Annotated in this window: 16 protein-coding genes, 2 tRNA genes and 1 pseudogene; 7 read left to right on the forward strand and 12 right to left on the reverse strand. The window is 40.3% G+C overall.

The genetic code is table 11. From position 1 onward, the window contains the following. Nucleotides 1-55 precede the first annotated feature (55 nt). The 3 genes from F986_RS09250 to F986_RS09260 all read right to left on the reverse strand — a co-directional run bounded on the left by F986_RS09250 (nucleotide 56) and on the right by F986_RS09260 (nucleotide 2,237). On the reverse strand, nucleotides 56-346 hold the full coding sequence (locus F986_RS09250; protein WP_004694333.1) for a co-chaperone GroES: 291 nt from the start codon (nucleotides 344-346) through the stop codon (nucleotides 56-58). A gap of 194 nt (nucleotides 347-540) precedes the next feature. Beyond that, the gene (locus tag F986_RS09255; protein WP_004694334.1) at nucleotides 541-1,317 is read right to left on the reverse strand and encodes a metallophosphoesterase family protein; all 777 of its coding nucleotides are present in this window, start codon (nucleotides 1,315-1,317) and stop codon (nucleotides 541-543) included. Continuing rightward, a complete protein-coding gene (locus F986_RS09260; protein ID WP_004694337.1) occupies nucleotides 1,314-2,237 on the reverse strand; it encodes a diacylglycerol/lipid kinase family protein in 924 nt (307 codons plus the stop codon). The genes F986_RS09255 and F986_RS09260 overlap by 4 nt, the downstream gene beginning before the upstream one ends. Before the next feature lie 415 nt (nucleotides 2,238-2,652). Here F986_RS09260 and F986_RS09265 point away from each other — a divergent pair, with 415 nt between their 5' ends. Next, on the forward strand, nucleotides 2,653-4,485 hold the full coding sequence (locus F986_RS09265; RefSeq protein WP_004694340.1) for a phosphoenolpyruvate carboxykinase (GTP): 1,833 nt from the start codon (nucleotides 2,653-2,655) through the stop codon (nucleotides 4,483-4,485). A 189-nt stretch (nucleotides 4,486-4,674) separates the two neighbouring features. After that, a pseudogene (locus F986_RS18580) lies at nucleotides 4,675-4,886 on the forward strand (hypothetical protein); the annotation flags it as partial. A gap of 71 nt (nucleotides 4,887-4,957) precedes the next feature. Here the strand turns inward: F986_RS18580 and glpD are convergent. After that, entirely contained in the window at nucleotides 4,958-6,475 is a 1,518-nt protein-coding gene (glpD, locus tag F986_RS09270) for a glycerol-3-phosphate dehydrogenase (RefSeq protein WP_004694343.1), read from the reverse strand. 537 nt (nucleotides 6,476-7,012) lie between these two features. On the opposite strand from glpD, the gene F986_RS09275 reads away from it, so the two are divergent. Both F986_RS09275 and F986_RS09280 read left to right on the forward strand, forming a co-directional pair. Next, nucleotides 7,013-8,332: an MFS transporter gene (locus tag F986_RS09275; protein WP_004694344.1), complete on the forward strand. Its 1,320-nt coding sequence runs from the start codon at nucleotides 7,013-7,015 to the stop codon at nucleotides 8,330-8,332. A 170-nt stretch (nucleotides 8,333-8,502) separates the two neighbouring features. Next, complete coding sequence (locus tag F986_RS09280; RefSeq protein ID WP_004694346.1) at nucleotides 8,503-8,931, forward strand: hypothetical protein; 429 nt, start codon at nucleotides 8,503-8,505, stop codon at nucleotides 8,929-8,931. A 23-nt stretch (nucleotides 8,932-8,954) separates the two neighbouring features. Here the strand turns inward: F986_RS09280 and F986_RS09285 are convergent, their stop codons facing one another. Together F986_RS09285 and folD are read right to left on the reverse strand one after the other, a co-directional pair. Further along, nucleotides 8,955-9,641 (reverse strand): class I SAM-dependent methyltransferase, encoded by a 687-nt coding sequence (locus F986_RS09285; protein WP_004694347.1) that lies wholly within the window; start codon nucleotides 9,639-9,641, stop codon nucleotides 8,955-8,957. Nucleotides 9,642-9,906: 265 nt separating this feature from the next. Then, nucleotides 9,907-10,755 carry a bifunctional methylenetetrahydrofolate dehydrogenase/methenyltetrahydrofolate cyclohydrolase FolD gene (gene folD / locus F986_RS09290; protein WP_004694349.1) on the reverse strand — a complete coding sequence of 283 codons (849 nt, stop codon included), beginning with the start codon at nucleotides 10,753-10,755 and terminating at the stop codon, nucleotides 9,907-9,909. Between the two features lie 152 nt (nucleotides 10,756-10,907). Between folD and F986_RS09295 the strand changes: the two genes are divergently transcribed. Next, nucleotides 10,908-10,981: transfer RNA gene (locus F986_RS09295), tRNA-Cys, on the forward strand. A gap of 10 nt (nucleotides 10,982-10,991) precedes the next feature. After that, nucleotides 10,992-11,077: transfer RNA gene (locus F986_RS09300), tRNA-Leu, on the forward strand. A gap of 138 nt (nucleotides 11,078-11,215) precedes the next feature. Here F986_RS09300 and F986_RS09305 read toward each other — a convergent pair. The 6 genes from F986_RS09305 to F986_RS09330 form a co-directional block, all read right to left on the reverse strand. Next, the gene (locus F986_RS09305) at nucleotides 11,216-12,121 is read right to left on the reverse strand and encodes a helix-turn-helix transcriptional regulator (protein ID WP_004694351.1); all 906 of its coding nucleotides are present in this window, start codon (nucleotides 12,119-12,121) and stop codon (nucleotides 11,216-11,218) included. Between the two features lie 148 nt (nucleotides 12,122-12,269). Further along, on the reverse strand, nucleotides 12,270-12,500 hold the full coding sequence (locus F986_RS09310) for a hypothetical protein (protein ID WP_406935408.1): 231 nt from the start codon (nucleotides 12,498-12,500) through the stop codon (nucleotides 12,270-12,272). A 203-nt stretch (nucleotides 12,501-12,703) separates the two neighbouring features. Then, a complete protein-coding gene (locus F986_RS09315; protein WP_004694354.1) occupies nucleotides 12,704-13,696 on the reverse strand; it encodes an NAD(P)H-quinone oxidoreductase in 993 nt (330 codons plus the stop codon). 219 nt (nucleotides 13,697-13,915) lie between these two features. Then, a complete protein-coding gene (locus tag F986_RS09320; RefSeq protein ID WP_004694355.1) occupies nucleotides 13,916-14,176 on the reverse strand; it encodes a DUF2798 domain-containing protein in 261 nt (86 codons plus the stop codon). Between the two features lie 22 nt (nucleotides 14,177-14,198). Then, nucleotides 14,199-14,507: a DUF3861 domain-containing protein gene (locus F986_RS09325; RefSeq protein WP_004694357.1), complete on the reverse strand. Its 309-nt coding sequence runs from the start codon at nucleotides 14,505-14,507 to the stop codon at nucleotides 14,199-14,201. A 9-nt stretch (nucleotides 14,508-14,516) separates the two neighbouring features. After that, nucleotides 14,517-15,038 (reverse strand): PadR family transcriptional regulator, encoded by a 522-nt coding sequence (locus tag F986_RS09330; protein ID WP_004694358.1) that lies wholly within the window; start codon nucleotides 15,036-15,038, stop codon nucleotides 14,517-14,519. Between the two features lie 242 nt (nucleotides 15,039-15,280). Between F986_RS09330 and F986_RS09335 the strand changes: the two genes are divergently transcribed. Beyond that, nucleotides 15,281-16,435 carry a sterol desaturase family protein gene (locus F986_RS09335; RefSeq protein WP_004694361.1) on the forward strand — a complete coding sequence of 385 codons (1,155 nt, stop codon included), beginning with the start codon at nucleotides 15,281-15,283 and terminating at the stop codon, nucleotides 16,433-16,435. Nucleotides 16,436-16,440: the final 5 nt, after the last annotated feature.

Raw genomic sequence — 16,440 nt, forward strand, 5'->3', positions numbered from 1 at the left:
ATATTCTTAAATTTTAATCAATTGTATTGCTTAAACAGCAAATGAACGTTCTGAATTAACCTTCAAGAACCGCTAAAATATCAGACTCTTTCATCACAAGAAGTTCTTCGCCTTCAACTTTAACTTTAGTGCCTGCATATGCACCAAACAGTACATTGTCGCCCACTTTTACATCTAAAGCACGAATGCCATTGTCTGTAATTTTTCCATTACCTACTGCAATAATTTCACCTTGAGCTGGCTGTTCAGCAGCAGAAGTACTCAAAATTAAACCGCCCGCAGTTTTAGTTTCCTTTTCTACGCGGCGAATCACAACGTTGTCATGTAAAGGACGAATTTTGCTCATTTCTAGCTCCATAGACATTTTCAAAATGCCATTGTTTACGATGTGAAGATGACTTCTTATTCCTAGGTCATCAACAAAATTTTGATATGACACTTTTGTGGGGATGGAATAAAACGCTTCAAGGGCAAACACAAAATATTTTTATATTTTTGTGCTCTTTTTAAGCAAACCTCATCAAAGTTCAGACACTCAATTCAATCTGACATACTTTGCTGCATCAACTCGAAGCGATTGGTTGCAGCGTTAAAGCTCAAATGTTGTACATCGGCATTCGGCAAAATAATATTCAGGCTATTGGGCAAACCCGCATGTAAACGATAAGATGTTGCCGTTCCAGCATGGATATCCAGCACTGGATGCGATACCCCAAGTTGATAAATCTGATTCAAATCATAAACGGCAGCGTGGTGTAAATGCCCATGTAAAAGTCCATTTAAACCATGTTGGCTCCATTGCTCCAATGCAATACGACCAAGCATCGGACAGTCTTTCACACCATGACTATGGTCTGGCGGAGTATAAAAAGGCTGATGCGCGGCGATCAGTTTAATTTTGTGCGCAGGTGCTTGCTGCAATTTTAGATCAATCTCTTGAATTTGGTTCAGTGAAATATGCCCTCGCGTGTGGTAACGCCGACGAATACTATTCACTCCAATGACATAAAAATGTTCAGTTTCTAAGGTGTTTTCCACCCCCCCAAAAAACAGTTGATAACGTGCAAAGGGACTGAAAAAACGATTCCACACATGGTACAGCGGAATATCATGATTCCCCGGCACCACCAAATACGGCAGCTTTAAACTGTCTAAAAACTGCCGACAAGCATAAAACTGAATAAACCGCGCACGTTGGGTCAAGTCCCCACTGACCACTACGGCTTCAAAAGAATGTTCCTCACATAACTGACGAATGGCCTGTAAACAGGCTTCGCGTTCGGTCCCAAAGTGTAAATCTGACAAATGTAAAATCATGCGGGAACCATGATATTCAGCGCATGCTTACGTACTGTAATTTTCAGCGGTGGTGTCATCGTGACAATTTCTCCATCTACCGCAACCGTGAGCTTATTGCGCTTTGAATGAACAATCACTTCATCTGCTGCAAAGCTATAGACATCGGAAGCCTGATCCAAATTGCCTTTAATCAACTGCCATAAGGTCTTGAACAAAGTCCGCTTATCACTTTTTGCTACTACCACGCCCGCCACTTTGCCTGCTTCCGCCGCCTCGGCAATACGTAGTTTCATTTCAGCCAGTTGAAGTTGATTATTGCCAAAGAAAATCAATGGCGTTTTCACTGGATAGCGCTGTCCATCGACTTCTACTTCAAGTTTTAACTCTTTACGGTCGCGGATGAGAACATCCAATGCCGAAGTATACGCATGCAATGGAAAACGTCCAAAATGCTTATTAAACTGTTCTCTTTTTTGAATAAATAAAGGATAAAGCCCTAAACTAGCATTGTTCAGATAGATATGTTGATTCAGCTGCGCCACATGTACAGAACGTGGCTGCCCTTCACTAATGGCTTTGGCTGCGTCTAATAAATCCAACGGAATATTCAACACTCGCGCAACATAGTTAAATGTACCTAGAGGCAAGATTCCCATGGGAATATCCGTTCCCATCAATTTAGACGCAACTGCATTTAAAGTACCATCGCCACCCGCAGCAACCACGACCCCTACATTTTCCGCTTGACGATGGCGTAGTAAAATCTCTTGCATCATCTGATCAAAGTTCATGCACTCACTTAACTCAAATGACTGTATTTCAAAACCCGCGGTACTCAGATCTGCTACCAACTGTTCATACACTTCATCTTTATTTGCAGCATGAAAACCTGATTTTTTATTATAAATAAGTGATAAAGGTTTGAGTTGCTCTGACATTTTGCACCTAAACTTGAAGTAATTGCTCTATTTTTGTCCAAATATTCAACACTTAACAGTTTTGTTATGTAAAATTCAAATGACTACCATTTATTTAATCAATAATAAATCTCAATCACAAAATAAATGCAAGCATATGATTTTAATACTAATATCTTAAATGAATAATCCTCATAAATATAATAAATACACAAAATAAAAGCAAGAAATCTAACCAAACTATTGTTTTTTAATAATTAAAATGAAGCAACTCCATCGAACTGTTCATGATTTAGATACGCCTTTGGTCTTATTTTTTTTATCAAATTATGCTTTAATACAGCCACTTTTTTTTCATCTTTTCATCTCTGCAGTAAATTTTATTGCTGAGATTGTACTTTGTACAAACGTGTACATATTTGAGATAGGCCTCACCATGACCCAAGTGAACGCACCAGAATTCGTTCGTCACCCTAAGCTTATTGCGTGGGTGGAAGAAATTGCAAAATTAACAAAACCAGCGAAAATTGAATGGTGTGACGGCAGCGAAGAAGAATATCAACGTTATATCAACTTGATGATCGCTAACGGCACAATGCAAGCGCTTAACCAAGAAACGCATCCTGGTTCTTATCTTGCTAATTCTGATCCTTCTGACGTTGCTCGTGTTGAAGGTCGTACTTACATCTGCTCTGAAAAACAAGAAGATGCTGGTGCAACAAACAACTGGGAAGAGCCTGCTGAAATGCGTGCTCGTCTAAATGGTTTGTTTGACGGTTCAATGGCAGGTCGTACTTTATATGTAGTACCGTTCTCTATGGGTCCATTAGGTTCTCATATTGCGCATATTGGTATCGAATTAACTGACTCTCCATATGTAGCAGTTAGCATGTCTAAAATGGCTCGCATGGGTAAAGCTGTTTATGACGTTCTTGGTACAGACGGTGAATTTATTCCTTGCGTACATACTGTTGGTGCGCCGCTTGCTGATGGCGAAAAAGATGTTGCATGGCCTTGCAACCCTGAAAAATACATCGTGCATTACCCAGAAACACGTGAAATCTGGTCTTACGGTTCTGGTTACGGCGGTAACGCATTGTTAGGTAAAAAATGCTTAGCTTTACGTATTGCGTCTTCTATGGGTCGTCAACAAGGTTGGTTAGCAGAACACATGCTGATTCTTGGTGTGACTAATCCTCAAGGCGAAAAACACTACATCGCAGCGGCATTCCCTTCTGCTTGTGGTAAAACAAACTTCGCGATGTTGATTCCACCAGCTGGCTACGAAGGTTGGAAAATTGAAACTGTAGGTGACGATATTGCTTGGATCAAACCAGGTGAAGATGGTCGCTTATACGCAATCAACCCAGAAGCAGGTTTCTTCGGTGTAGCACCTGGTACAAATACCAAGACCAACCCGAACTGCATGGCGACATTGACTAAAGATGTCATCTATACCAACGTTGCGGTAACTGACAACGGTGAAGTATGGTGGGAAGGTCTTACTAAAGAAGCACCTGCCAACCTAACCAACTGGAAAGGTCAACCACATGTTGCTGGTGAAAAAGCAGCTCATCCAAATGCGCGCTTTACTGTTTCAGCGGGTCAATGTCCTTCTATCGATGCTGACTGGGAAAATCCAGCAGGTGTTCCAATTTCAGCGTTCATCTTTGGTGGTCGCCGTGCAGACACAGTGCCTCTAATTTCAGAAGCATTTGACTGGGTAGATGGTGTTTACAAAGCTGCAACTATGGGCTCTGAAACAACTGCTGCTGCTGTTGGTCAACAAGGTATTGTTCGTCGTGACCCATTCGCAATGCTTCCATTTGCGGGTTACAACATGGCGGATTACTTCTCTCACTGGTTAGAGCTTGGTGAAGAAGTAGCAGCAAAAGCTAAAGCTGCGGGCAACAAACTTCCAGGCATCTACAACGTGAACTGGTTCCGTCGTGATGCTGAAGGCAACTTCGTATGGCCTGGTTTCGGTCAAAACATGCGTGTTCTTGAGTGGATCATTGACCGTTGTGAAGGCCGTGCTGATGCAGTTGAAACACCAATTGGTTTAGTTCCAACGTATGAACAGTTGAACTGGACAGGTTCTGACTTCACTAAAGCTCAGTTTGACCTTGTGACTTCTCAAGACAAAGATCAATGGATCAAAGAGCTTGAAAGCCATACTGAACTATTCGACAAACTTGGTGAACGCCTACCAGCTGCACTTAAAGCTCGTCAAAACGAACTTTTAGATGCTGTTAAGCAATCTGCTTAATCTTTAAATTAAGCCAAAAAAAAGACCGCGTAAGCGGTCTTTTTTTTAATCTATTTATACTTTTAAAACTTTATAACTCAACAAAATTTATCCAACCAATCGCGACTAAAATAAGTAGCAACAACTCAGCCAGCACTTCATGTTTACTCGATCAAAGCCCCCTCCGATTCAACTCAATTTTGAAATCAAAAGCTCAGCAAAGTCGCCAAGAGCACTTATGGCAGCGTAGTTGAACTCTATCCGCGTCTTGCTGAACGTGCACAATCAAGTCGGTGTTACGTCGTCATTGACTACAATGCCAGCCAACGCTTTGGCATATTGTCCGTCCAGTCGTTTGGGGAACGGCTGTAAAATGGAAGACACCTGTAGACTGTAAAGCGCTTGGCGGAATCGAAATTTAAATCTAAAAAAGCCGCAATAGCGGCTTTTTTAATAAAACGAAATCAAGTGTAACCATGAAACGCAATCAACATTATGCAGCATCCCCTTGCATACGACGTAGGTGTAAATCCTGCAAGTAGATGTCTAAAGCTTGAGTTTCTAGTGCATCAAATTTTAAATACAGTTTAGTCCGTCGTTTTAAAATATCTTCACTGCTGATGGCCCACTCACGTTTCACCACATAATCCACTTCTTGCTGATACAAACCATGACCAAAAGACTGCCCTAAAGTTTGTACATCTTTGTTCTCACCGAGCATATGCCACACTCGACGACCATAACTGTTTGCCCAACGATGCGCTGTTTGAGACTCTAGCCCTTTGATTTCATGCATCAACTCTGCACATAAAACCTCGACTGAACTAAAACCTTCCGCACCTGGGAGTTTTTCCTCAGCCGTCCATTCCGCCTTCATATGTGGAAAATAACGTTTCAACTGTAGCAAAGCCGCTTCCGCTAACTTTCGATAAGTCGTTAACTTTCCACCATAAACCGATAATAATGGCGCTTCATCCGCAACAGGTTTAGACATCGACAGTACATAATCACGTGTCACTTTAGAGGCTTGTGCACTTGCATCATCATACAGCGCCCTTACACCTGCAAAGCTTGAGATTACGTCTGCTTGCTGTAATTGAAGCTTGAAATGATCATTAATCACATCAATCAAATAAGCAGTTTCCTGCTCGGTAATGTAGACATGATTTGCATCGCCCTCAAACTCTACGTCCGTGGTACCAATCAGGCTGTATTCATCTAAATAAGGAATTACAAACACAATGCGTTGATCATCATTTTGTAGAATAAACGCATGCTGCTCCGGGTATAAACGCTTCACGATAATATGACTGCCCTGAACCAATCGAATGCCTGCCTTTGGGGTTTGGGACAGTTGTTCTTGAATAAAATCTGTGACCCATGCACCCGTTGCATTGACTAAGCTGTGAGCTTTAATTTGGTAGTGTTGTTTTTGATGCTCTAAGGTTAGACACCACACACCCTCCTGCTGAACTGCAGAAACACATCGCGTTTGTGTCCGAATTTGAGCCCCTAGCTCATGTGCTTGGATTGCATTAACCACCACCAAACGCGCATCATCCACAATACAGTCTGAATATTCGAAACCACGCTTAATGGTGTCTTTTAACGGGCTGTCGACATTAAAATGAACAAGCTCTGAACCCTCTAATGTTTCTCGTTTTGCCAAATAATCATAGATAAATAAGCCTGAACGAATCAGCCATGCAGGACGTAAATAAGGTAAATGCGGCATAATAAAACGCATAGGATGAATCAAATGTGGGGCTTTTTTTAACAGTACTTCACGCTCTAATAGCGCTTCACGCACCAAACGAAATTCTTTTTGTTCGAGATAACGCAATCCACCATGAATGAGCTTGCTACTGGCTGAAGACGTATGACTGGCTAAGTCATCTTTTTCGCAGACGAAAACACTTAAACCGCGCCCTACAGCATCATTTGCAATGCCCACCCCATTGATGCCCGCGCCCACAACGGCAATATCATAAATGGCATCTGTGTCTTGCATATTCACCTCTCTCATTGAGTTATTGTGTTATTTTTGTTCTTCACGCTAAACTTAACATCAAAATCCAACCTTGTCATATTCCAAAGCCAGTCAAACCAGAGAAAATTCGTTGCTTTAAATAAATTAATCACCGCATCTGTTTTTACAATTTAATTGTTTATTTTGACTATTCAGTGAAAAATCGACCAATTTCCAAGCTAAAAAATAATTTTCTCTTTAAAAAAACAACATTCTTCACAAAAGAAAAAGCGTCATAACCCCTTGTATTTTAATTGACTATTCACACATTAAAAATTTACAAGACTTTGTTTTAGATAAGTAAAATGATAATTTCCCATTAAAATAAAGATATTTATTAGAAAAACTTAACAGCATATAAATCATACTAACACCTAGACTAAAGTCGAATGAAGTCCAAGGATAAGGGGCGTATAACGAAACAGAATTTTTTGTTTAATCTTAAAATATATTGTTTTAACTTTTTCTACTTAAAAAGTTAAAAGATGTATTTCCCGAACTTCTCTTTGGGAAATTTTTGTGACTGATCTATCTCCCCAAACTGCTCCAGTAAGCATCGATAAAAAGACCCGTTTAAAATCGATTCTCGGTGGTTCAGCTGGCAACTTAGTTGAATGGTATGACTGGTATGTCTATGCCGCATTTACCTTATATTTCGCGCCACAGTTTTTCCCTGAAGGGGATGACACGGTAAAACTCTTACAAGCTGCAGCCGTCTTTGCATTGGGCTTCCTGATGCGTCCTATTGGCGCGTGGATCATGGGCATTTATGCAGACCGTAAAGGACGTAAATCAGGTCTTACTCTGTCTGTATCTTTAATGTGTGTGGGATCTTTGATTATTGCCTGTGCACCTACCTATGCCAGTGTGGGTATGCTCGCACCTGCCTTATTACTCTTTGCCCGTTTATTGCAAGGTTTAAGTGTCGGTGGAGAGTACGGTTCAAGCGCAACCTATTTAACGGAAATGGCTGGAAAAAACCATCGTGGTTTCTTCTCTAGTTTTCAGTATGTGACTCTCATTTCAGGTCAGCTCTTGGCGCTGTGTGTGCTGATCATTTTACAACGCACCATGAGCGAAGCACAGTTATCTGAATGGGGCTGGCGTATTCCCTTCTTCATTGGTGCTGTACTTGCCATTGTGGTGTTCTGGATTCGTCGTGGTTTGGTTGAAACCCAATCTTCAAAAGATGCACAAGAACAGGCTAAAAATGGTGGCCCAAAATCTAGTGCACTTGCTTTATTTACCAAATATCCAAAGCAAGCATTCACTGTGATTATGCTGACTGCGGGTGGAACGCTGGCATTCAACACCTTTACGACGTATTTACAAAAATACTTGGTTAACACCTCAGGTTTTGAGAAAACTACAGCAACAGAGATCACCACAGCAGCAATCTTTGTCTTCATGCTATTACAACCTGTGGTGGGTGCACTGTCTGACAAAATTGGTCGTAAACCAATTATGATCACTTTTGGTGTATTAGGTGTACTGTTCACGATTCCAATTTTCAACGGTCTAGGTTCAACCAGCAGTCCAACAACCGCATTTATGCTATGTATGAGTGGTATGGTGATTGTAACGGGTTATACCGCAATTAATGCTGTAGTCAAAGCAGAGCTCTTTCCAGCACATATTCGTGCACTAGGGGTTGCCCTACCTTATGCGATTGCCAATACCATCTTTGGTGGCACAGCAGAACTTGTAGCGTTGAGTTTTAAAAATGCAGGACATGAAAACTATTTCTTTTACTACATCACCTTCATGATTGGTTTATCTCTACTGACTTACATCTTTATGAAAGACACCAAAAAGCACAGTATGATTACCGATCATTGATGCTTAAAGTAAGTGTGTAAGTTAATAAGCTAGACATAAAAATGCCTTCTCGAATGAAGGCATTTTTTATGTTTGATCAATTTTTTGCCGAAACTTGATCGATTGAAATATCGTGAATTACACCCGCGTATGGCATACTAAGAACAAGAATAATGTTAGGAACTTTTTATATGAAAAATACGTATAAACTTTTAGGCTTAAGCTGTATCGTTTTAGCAGTATCTGCATGTCAAAGCACGCCTCGCCAATACAATGGCAATGTTGGCTATCAAATTGAACATCAATCAGCGTCGAGCGCTACCCTTGCTTATACGCTTGCTGCTCGTAAAAATCAGCAACTCGATGAAAACAAATTACAACGTGCTTGCCAAAAAGTTTTAGGTTCACAAAAGAATTATAAATTGGCGATTTTAAGTATTAATGAAATTCCTAACACTGCAGCGGATGTTCCCGAATATGGCCGCCAAATTGGTCAAACTCGTGCCACTTTTGGTTTAAGCAACACACCAGACTTACACCAAGGTGAGAACATTGCAACACGTGAGTCACTTGAAGCACGTCCAAGCACACTCCATGTTGTACGCTATACCTGCTCTTAAGACCTTCTAATATAAAAAAGGGCTTAGTGCCCTTTTTGAGCATCTAACGTTCGATAAAAACTCACATTACGAAACTCTGGTGACTCATCTAGATCTGGCCAAGTTGTGGCACTACGCTCATCGAGCTTCATGTATTGCGGATGACTAAAATTTTTAACACGACTATCTGCCACCCACACATCAGGTGCAAACTTTAAAAATTCATCTAAAAAGAATCGATTACATTGGTCATATAAAACATCGGCAGCCAATAGAACATCGACCTGTTCAGATTGATACAAGTCATCCAAATACTCTAGCTCTACATTATTAAGTTCTGCATTGGCACGGCAAGCATCTAAACTAACTGCATCAATATCGCAACAAATCACACGTTTTGCACCCGCTATTTTGGCTGCAATCGCCACCACACCTGAACCTGCGCCAAAATCCAACACCACCTTATCTTTGACATGATGAGGCTCTGCCAGTAACCACTGCGCCATGGCTAGGCCTGAAGCCCAACAAAAGATCCAATATGGCGTTTCATTCCAAATGCGACGAATGATTTCATCATCCAGTTTATCGGTTGGAAATACGGGAGGAATGAGCCACAGGGAAATAGATGTTTCAGGAAGCTGTTGCGCAAGCAATTCACACTGTGGAATCACCTCATGCAGGGCTTGAAGTAAATGATCTGGGGCTTTGGGGAATTGGAAAGTACAGCTCATAAGTTGTTGAGTATTTTTATGCTTTTACTGCAGGATCTTGCAGCTAAGATTTGGATTGAGGAATTAGCCTTCGGCTAGACCTACTTTTGTTTTGGCAAAAGTAGGCAAAACCATGGTCATTCGCTGAACTCGTTAAACACCACCATCTATTTAAAAAGTCGCAGAAACATTCAATAAACAATAAAGTCTTAACTCAAACAACAGCGAATGACGTTTTCGTGTATCTAATACTGGCTTCAAGGCAGCATTAGACCACTTAAAATAATTAAGCTAAAGCTTTCTCAGCCGCTTCAACTGTTTGACGAATCAACGTGGTAATGGTCATTGGACCTACGCCACCTGGAACAGGTGTATACGCAGAAGCGACTTCTTCAATACCGACCAACTGAATGTCGCCTACACCACCACCATCACGTGGATGGAAACCAGCATCAACAACCACTGCACTTTGTTTGATCCAATCTTTTTGAATCAATTCTGCCTTACCAACCGCACCCACGATAATATCGGCTTGTTTCACAAAGTGAGCTAAGTTCTGAGTACGTGAGTGGCAGATCGTTACGGTCGCATTGGCTTGAAGTAACATCGCAGCCATTGGCTTACCTAAAATTGCAGAACGTCCTACAACGACAGCATGCTTCCCAGCAATTTCGATATTGTTTTCTTGCAAAATAGTCATAATGCCGGCAGGTGTCGCAGAACCATATGCTGCCTCACCCATGGCCATACGACCAAAACCAAGACACGTTACGCCATCCACATCTTTTGCAAGAGAAATTGCATCAAAACATGCACGCTCATCAATTTGTTCAGGCACTGGATGTTGAAGCAAAATACCGTGAACATCAGGATTTGCATTCAGTTTTTCAATTTCTGCCAACAATTGTTCAGTGGTGGTCTCTTTTGGCAGTTCAACTTTAAGTGAGTCCATACCAACACGACGGCAGGCATTTCCTTTCATACGTACATAAGTTGCAGATGCACCATCGTCACCCACCAAAATAGTCGCAAGAATTGGGGTACGACCTGATTTTGCTTTGAGCGCTTCAACGCGAGTTAACAAGTCAGCTTCAATTTGTTTTGCCAATGCACGACCATCTAAAACTAATGCCACGGCACATCTCCAAGTGTTGATATGAATCAATTTTGCACATAATACATGATAATTTTAAATATTTTTCGCTATATGCTGTTTTTATGCGCATACGAATGAAAGCACTATTGTTTTTTTTTCAGAGCTTGCTAATATACGCATCAACAAGACGCGGCGGGGTGGCAGAGTGGTCATGCAGCGGACTGCAACTCCGTGGACGCCGGTTCGATTCCGACCTCCGCCTCCATCTTGTTAAAGCCCGAGTGGTGAAATCGGTAGACACAGGGGATTTAAAATCCCCCGCCCACAAAGCGTGCCAGTTCGAGTCTGGCCTCGGGCACCATTCTTATACTTCTAAGTATGGTGCATATAAAGAACCCAGCGTTAAGCTGGTTTTTTTATGCCTACAGAAAAAGCATAATGCAATGCACAAAAAAAGAGAGCACATTGACTCTCTTAAAAATAATATCTCATTCGTTTATCACGATAAGGGTGGTAATAAGTAATGTTGCAGATCTTGTTCTAATTTTTCTTGAAAATGAGCTGGCTCAATAATTTTAATGTATGGAATCCAATAACGCACCAAAGGTAAAAGTTGCATTTCATGGCAAATTTGACAATCAATTAACAAACCACCTGATGCATCTTCTAGTACGATTTGTTGCTCTGGCAATAATAGACGTTGCTTAAAATATAAGGCAACTTCAGGTCGCACCGATATTTTCACCGTTTGCTTATGCTTTGCAAACCAAATCCCCTCACTGAGCTCTAATTGGGTCAAAACTTCTAAATGGTGCTCGAAAAGCTCCGACTCATGTACAACCACTTGATCTATTTTACTTAAACGATAAGCACGTAATTCATCAGTTACAGCTGCGGCCAAATACCAACTTCCCTGATGATGAATTAAACGATACGGGTCAACATGGCGTAAACGATCATTATAAATAAAACTGATTTTTTGACGCTTATGAATCGCGCCCGCAAAAACCTGAAAATGTTCAGCAAATTGCTGTGCATTTTCATAATAATAACCTTTGGCAGAGAACACTTGATTTGCACGCTCATCAAGCAGGCCACGTAGAAAAGACATATCTAGAGATGGATAGAGCTCACCAATCCCAGAAAGCTGTGCAAAGTTCTGAATGTCTTGTAGCTTAAAGCGCCCAAGATAAACAGGATCTAAAAAGTACTTCTTGGTATATTCATCTTGAAGTAAAGGCAAATACGTATTGAGACGATCAAAATCTCGCTCTATCGTTCGCGTACTCACCTGAAATTCATGTGCTAGTTCTGCAACCCCTAATTGATATCCAGTATTTAATTTAGTCAAAATATTCGCTAAACGCTCCGCAAGGCGTTCATGTGTTGAAGCTTTACGCTTCATATTGCCCTCGCTGCACAATCAATGTTGTGTCTTTATTTATAGTTAAATGCCTAAGCATTATATTCAATATAAGTCACTGAATAATATTAAGTAAAAGACAAACGGTCAGCTTTCAAGCTATGTCATGTTTTTATCAAAAAAAAATCGATCAATGTTTTTTAGATTTCTTCTTCTTTACTACAGTTTGCTGATGCGCTAAACGCTCTATATAACGCTCAAAATGAATTAAAGCTTTATATAGCTTATGTAACTCATCAGGTAAAACACTATTATAGATAACCGCCTTATGCAAGCGCTTGAGCGCACGGAAACCATGCGCATGTGTATATGATGTCGATAAAATTTTCATGACAACCCTCTTTTCTGTTTTATTTTTCATTTAAAACCACGTAAATTTGTCAGGTTTAAATTTAGTTTCAAATTTACACCACGGTTTTGACAGGTTGTGTCGAACAGTTATCATTTTTTAATTTTTGTGAAATTATTTTCTGTTTTCAGTACATTATTTTTATTTTTTGGAAAAATTTTAGGCAAAAGAAAAGCCGACATGATGTCAGCTCTACTTTTTATACTCTAGAAATATTACAGGATTGTTACCACAACTTTACCCACGTGCTCACCCGTGTCCATGCAGGCATGCGCTGCTTGAATCTGATCAAACTCAAAAGTTTGATAAATCATCGGCAAGCAATCGCCTTTGGCCCATAACGGTGCCACATGATCTTGTAAACCTTGTGCAATCTCAGCCTTCTCAGCGGTATTTCGTGCACGCATGGTCGAACCTGTGATGGTTAAGCGCTTCATCATAATTTGCCCCAACTTAACCTCTTTGGCTTTTGCACCCCCTAAAAAGGCAATATAAACCAAACGTCCATCGCGGCGGAGCAAGTTCAAATTCTTTTCTAAATACGGTGCACCCACCATATCTAAAATGACATCAACACCAGCATTATCCGTTTTCTCATTGATCAGGTGTTCAAAGTCTTGGGTTTTATAATTGATGGCATCTGTCAAATTCGCAATGGCTTGTACTTTTTCATCGCTGCCGACGGTTGCAAAGGTTTTAATGCCCAATGCTTTACATAGCATGAGTGCCGTGGTGCCAATGCCACTGGTTCCACCATGTATTAACACCACTTCCCCTGCTTTGGCTTTACCCATTTGGAATACATTGGCCCAGACCGTGAAAAAAGTTTCAGGAATAGCCGCCGCTTCCACAAAGCTTACATTTTCTGGAATATGTAAAGTTTGACTTTGTGGAACTACACAATACTCGGCATAACCACCACCATTGGTCAAACCACAAACTTTATCGCCTAATTTAAACTGGGTAACTTCAGCTCCAACTGCAACGACTTCACCTGCAACCTCAAGCCCCGGCACTTGTGTTACCCCAGGCGGCATTGGATATAAACCTTGACGCTGTAAAATATCTGGACGGTTAATGCCAAACGCATGGACCTTAACCAAGACCTCATCTGCTTTTGCTTTAGGGATAGTCACTGTTTCATATGCCAGCTTATCCACACCACCCGGCTCTGTAATAATGACCTGTTGCATCGTTGTTTGTGACATGATTTATTCCTAACTCTTGCGATATTTTTCAAGTTTCATAGACCTATTTGATCATAGAAATAAATTGAAATGAAGAACACCGTACTTATGTATAGTGTGAAGCCTATTTTGCTACGTGATAGCGCTGATCATTGATAAAAAAAGCAAGCTGCGACTGCTCTCGACATCCCTCTCAAGCATTACTTAGAACGATTCGGGCCAAATGAAAAACACAGGTATTCAGTTGCGTGGCTGATCAGGCAAAGATACAAACTGCATTAGAAATTTACGAACCAAAGGCAAAAACACCATAATCAGAGGAAATGCAATCAACCAAGATAAGCTCCAGCTTTTGAGCCAAAGATGGAAGAAATTATGCACTAAGCCTTTATTTAGCAGCAAGTTAAAACCAGAAATAGAACCACTCATCAGACCTGAAAGCAATAAAGGCATTAACCAATTTAAGTGTTTGATATGAATTTTGGGGAGCGTGTTGAACATAATCGACCTGAGTAAATAAAAATTAGCTTTGGCTTGGCGTTTTAACGGTTTGTTTTAAAGTTTTCATAAACTGCCCAAAATGTGGCATAAAATCTTTAAAGAGTGGAAGGTTTTTATGCTCTAGCATCACCTCACTAAAGAGCTTTAAACCAACAGCAAATGATTTCGCTGCTTCATCATCCAGCATTTGACTGTTTTGAATCACTTGTAACACTTTAAAAATATCATCGTGGTTATAGCTGTTAAAACTCAAAATATCGGTATAGGTCGACGGGTTGCCTTGAGCATCTGCAATGTGTTTAAGTGTGACTTCATAAGCATGTTGTTTCATTCTTTTTTCCTAGAGACGTGCAATATTCACCGCTGCTTGATCAATTTGTTCTGCAATAACACGAATTTGTTCAGTGCTCAGCTCACTGTGTTGTATCTTGAGCTTTAAGGAAGCTTTGAGGTTTTCCATCGCACGTTTAATGTCAAGATATTGTTCATTATTTTGAATTTTTTTACGCGTATCGAAACGAGATAAAATCTTTTCCACATTTGCTTGCTCAACCTCAAGATGCTTCAAACCCAAGGCCGTTATACGGTATTGCTTACGTTCAGCATCATCTAACGCAACCTGAACAAACTGCTGCTCTTCCAAATAATTCAAGGTTGGATAGATCGTTCCTGCACTTGGGCAATAGCCCCCTCCCACAATTTCACTCACTTCTTTAATAAGGTCATAGCCATATTTAGGTGCGAATGAAATGAGATGTAAGGCTAAAAGTTTCATCTGACCCGCTTCAAATAGGCGCTGTTTACGTAACACTGGCGCTATTTCCAAATGAGTAAAGGATTCAACTTTTTGTGTTCTAGACATATCTAAGATACAACTTTAAATTATTAAGATATATCTTAGTTAATTTTTTAATGATTGCAACCTTAAATTCTGAAATAGAACATCAGAATTTATAATCAAATAGGTAAACGTGAAGGATTACTTGATCTTTTTAGATAAGATTGCTGAACAGTTGTAATACCGCTAAAATTTAACCTCTGTTTGCATGCTCACACCCTCAAGCAAACTCTGACAAAACTCCTAAAATTCAGAATTAAATTAAAATGACAGATCAACTTAGAAAAAAATTTGAAAACCTACAACTCAATGCTGGGCAAGGCAAGATCAGTGCATTTCTTTCTGTTTCCTTAGGCTTTTTGGGTATTTTTGCGGCTTTATGTTTTTTATTCCCCACTGTGCTCACCACACCAGAGCTACGCCCGCTATATAGCAAACACTATAATGTTTTCTACTATACCTTACTGTTCGGTATCATCCTCAGTGCTGTTTTTGGTACCTATAGTGCGATCATTAAACAGAATAAATATGGTTTTTATGGTTTGTGTATCACCATTTTAGCGGCTGTTTTAGGCTGTGGGCTGATCAAAGCACCGACATTGCCCGCACTCCCGTTTTATGCAGGTTTTGATTATTTCGTTATTACCTTAATCATCCTTGCTTTAGTTTTCATACCACTTGAAGGATTTTTTGCAAAGAACACTGAACAGAAAATTCTACGCGTTGGCTGGGTCACAGACATGAAATATTTCATGTTTAGCCATATTGGCATTCAGCTTTTTTCGTTTTTAACGGTCATGCCTATTCAGTATTGGATCACGCATATTCCCAATAACCCGATTGTGCCCTATGTGCAGGTACAACCGATTTGGTTACAGTTTATTGAGTTATTGATTGTGGTGGACTTCACCACCTATTGGTTACACCGTGCGATGCATGAAGTGAATTTTTTATGGCGCTTTCATGCCATTCACCATTCAACGGAACAAATGGACTGGCTAGCCTCTTCACGCTTACACATCGTTGAAGTGTTAATGACCCGTTTTATAGCAACCTTACCAATTTTCTTGTTAGGTTTTCATACGTCTGCTGTCTTTGCTTATTTGGTCTTTATTTCTTTCCATGCCATTTTTATTCACTCCAACGTGCGTTTTCGCTTTCCCTATCTGCGCTGGCTGATCGCAACACCTGAATTTCATCACTGGCATCATTCTTCTGAAAAGCCTGCGATTGATAAAAATTATGCAGCCTTTATTCCACTTTATGACGTGATTTTTAAATCGATTTACATGCCTAATCATTTGGCCAGTGTATATGGCACAGTCGGCTATAAAATTCCAAACAGTTTTGTGAAGCAGTTTACTTGGCCATTTAAACGCTATGTGAATAAGCTGAAAAAGCTGTTTCATAAAGAAAGTTAACTTAT

Origin of the sequence: Acinetobacter johnsonii CIP 64.6 (assembly GCF_000368045.1) — a bacterium.
Taxonomy (GTDB): Bacteria; Pseudomonadota; Gammaproteobacteria; order Pseudomonadales; family Moraxellaceae; genus Acinetobacter; species Acinetobacter johnsonii.